Here is a 3004-nt window from a genome sequence, read left to right as displayed (position 1 = left end):
GTCATAAAGAGTGTTTCGTTAATAGCCGTTAGCCAACCAGTATCACCAGTCCAGCCTTGATAAACCACATTTGGAAATGTCTGTGCGAACCATGTCTGCATGATTATTGCCCTCCTTTAAGGATTTCGACTTCAACGTGATGATCAGCTAAGGTTGAAATCGATGCTTTAAGTTGTTCAGGGGTCCCTGATAGAATGACGAGTAGTGAGCCCACCGGTGTATCTTGTAAGACTTCGATGTTACCGTACAAAATATTGGCCGTCACATTGAAATCACGGAAAAGCCCAGCTATAAGTGGTTCATCGGTTGTCTCGCCGACATAAGACAAGCGGACAAAGATTTCGTTGGGTTGTAAGTTTTGCACCATTGGTTGGGCTGTAACTGTCTCAATCGCCTTATCGATGTTTGTCGCCGTTTCAATGAATTCTTTTGTTAATTGTTCCTTTGGTTGGGCAAAGATATCTAACAGTGAGCCACGTTCAATGATTTCACCATTTTGCATGACCGCGACTTTATTGGCGATTTCTTTGACGGCCTGCATTTCGTGGGTGATGAGCACAATTGTCAAACCAAATTCTTGGTTGAGCTTTTTGAGCAAGGCCAAAATTTGATTCGTTGTCTTGGGATCCAGTGCCGAAGTGGCTTCATCGGAAATTAAAATTTCAGGATCATTGGCCAAAGCGCGGGCGATGGCCACACGTTGCTTTTGACCACCAGACAATTGTGATGGATATTGTTGTGCGCGATCAGATAAGTCAACCAATTCAAGGAGCTCAGCCACTTTTTTAGCTTTTTCTTTTTCAGATAGTGGGCTGTGTTGGAGGGCAAACGCCACGTTTTCTGTTACCGTGCGTTCGTTTAGCAAGTTGAAATGTTGGAAAATCATGCCGATTTTGCGTCGGCGATCACGGAGCTTTTGGCTAGAAATACGGGTAATTTTACCGGTCTTATCATCACTTTGAAAGAAAACTTCGCCGTTGACGACCACAGAACCACTGGTTGGTTCTTGTAGGAGGTTAATGACACGTACTAATGTTGATTTACCAGCACCTGAATAACCAACAATGCCGTAAACATCCCCCCGTTCAACATGGACAGAGACGTTGTTTACCGCAGTAATCGTCCGTTTTTTTTGATGGAAAGCGACAGTAATATTGTCTAATGCAATAATGGGTTGACTCATTCATTTACTCCTTTAGTTGAGATGCTTGATAACTCTTAATTAAAGCTTTGACGGCATCAATATGTTGGTCATAATCAACCAAACGAATATGCTCGTTTGGTGCATGGTCGAGGTTATTGGCATAACCAACGCCAAGGCTGGCAATTGGGGCCTGCAAAGCCGCATAAATCGTTGCCATTGGACCCGTGCCAGGTGATGTCGGCATGACCACGGGTGCGACTTGATAATAAGCTTTGGCCACAGAGATGACCCGTTGAATTTCTGGGTCAGACATATCGCTGCGATAACCAGCTAGCCCCAGTGTTTTGGTAACGGTGATATCCGTAAAACCTTGTGCAGTCAAATGGTAAGCAATGCGTTGTAACGTGATGTCAGGTGACATATTGGGGACTAAGCGCGCTTCTAATTTAGCCGTGGCGGTCGCGGGTAAGACAGTTTTAACACCTTTATCATTATACCCTGAGATGATGCCTTGGACATTAAGGGTTGGTTGGAAATACAAGGTTTCTTTTAAATCTTGGCCGTTACGATCTGTATAAAGTAGCACTTTTAGGCCGTGTTGTGCCACTAAATCTTCTCGTGTTAAAGGTAACTGGCCAATTAAAGCTTTTTCACGTGCATTTGGTGTGATGACTTCATCATAAAAATGCGGTACGGCAATATTGCCTTGTTGGTCAAATAATGCGGCAATGGCTTGTGATAAGCGGATAGGAGCCGAGTCAACAACAGCCGACAATGATGAATGTAGGTCACTATCTGCTGTGTTAGCGGTTAATTCAAAGGTCACAATCCCTTTATTCCCGCCATAAATTTCGACAATGTCGTCCGCATTTTTACCACCAGATTCCCAAAGCACTAAATCAGCCTTGATGGTGTTGGCATGTTTTGCCAAATATTCTGGTAAGTATTGTGAGGCAGTTTCTTCGGCACCTTCGACGATAAAGATGATATTAACCGGTAAGGTTTGGTCATTTTCTTTTAAATACTCGGCAACTGCCGCTAGACGCGCAGTTAAATTGCCTTTATCGTCGTCAACACCGCGGCCATATAGCTTACCATCCCGTGCTGACAATGTCCAAGGCGCCGTCGTCCACAGGTCAAGGGGTTCGGCGGGTTGGACATCATAGTGGTTATAAATCACAAGGGTCTTGGCATCGGGTTGGTCACTGGTGAATTCAGCCTGTACAAAGGGGGCAAAATAGGTGTCATCGTAGGTTACTTTAGCACCAAGTTGGCGAAAAGCGTTGGCAATCGTTGTGGCTGCTTCGGGTAGTGACGCTGCCTGAGCGGAAACACTCGGAATGGCCACAAGTTCTTCAAGTAAAGTGAGGTAGTCTTGTCGGATTGTCATATGTGTTCTCCCGTTAAACATATGTACCTGTAAGCAAGCTTACAGATGGTGATGATTTGTGGTTACTTCTTGTAATCCCAAACGGTAATTTCGGCATTACCGTAGTACTTTTTCACTAATTCTTTTGTTTTCTCAGTTTGCAATGACTTCACCACGTCCTTTAGGACTTGCTTATCTTTGTCCTTTTTGTTGGCTGCGATAAAGTTGAAGTATTGCTCAGAATTCTTATTCAAACTTTCAACGAAAATGGCTGAATCAATGTTCAAGTGTGCTGACTTGGCATAGTTGGTGTTGACGACCGCAGCGCCAACTTGAGGATCTTTTAGGGATGCTGCTGTTTGTGAGCCATCAACTGGGGTGATCTTCAAATGCTTTGGATTTGAAATAATGTCTTTTGGTGTGGCTTGGGTCGTATCTTTGAGCTTGATAAGACCAGCATCGGCCAACAAATGGAGACCACGGTTTTCGTT

At 44.2% G+C, this 3004-nt stretch carries 3 protein-coding genes and 1 pseudogene; all 4 read right to left on the bottom strand.

Features of this window, described 5'->3' with window-relative positions; all coding sequences use genetic code 11:
- A pseudogene (locus ACW12G_RS07295) lies at positions 1-101 on the bottom strand (ABC transporter permease); the annotation flags it as partial.
- A 2-nt stretch (positions 102-103) separates the two neighbouring features.
- The gene (locus tag ACW12G_RS07290) at positions 104-1183 is read right to left on the bottom strand and encodes a methionine ABC transporter ATP-binding protein (RefSeq protein WP_095652940.1); all 1080 of its coding nucleotides are present in this window, start codon (positions 1181-1183) and stop codon (positions 104-106) included.
- 4 nt (positions 1184-1187) lie between these two features.
- The gene (locus tag ACW12G_RS07285) at positions 1188-2534 is read right to left on the bottom strand and encodes a M20/M25/M40 family metallo-hydrolase (RefSeq protein ID WP_455647641.1); all 1347 of its coding nucleotides are present in this window, start codon (positions 2532-2534) and stop codon (positions 1188-1190) included.
- Between the two features lie 62 nt (positions 2535-2596).
- Positions 2597-3004 (bottom strand): MetQ/NlpA family ABC transporter substrate-binding protein (locus ACW12G_RS07280; protein WP_455647640.1); only part of this gene is annotated, 408 nt, incomplete at its 5' end.

Source organism: Leuconostoc sp. (assembly GCF_965300815.1).
This window is presented reverse-complemented; position numbering and strand designations above follow the sequence as displayed.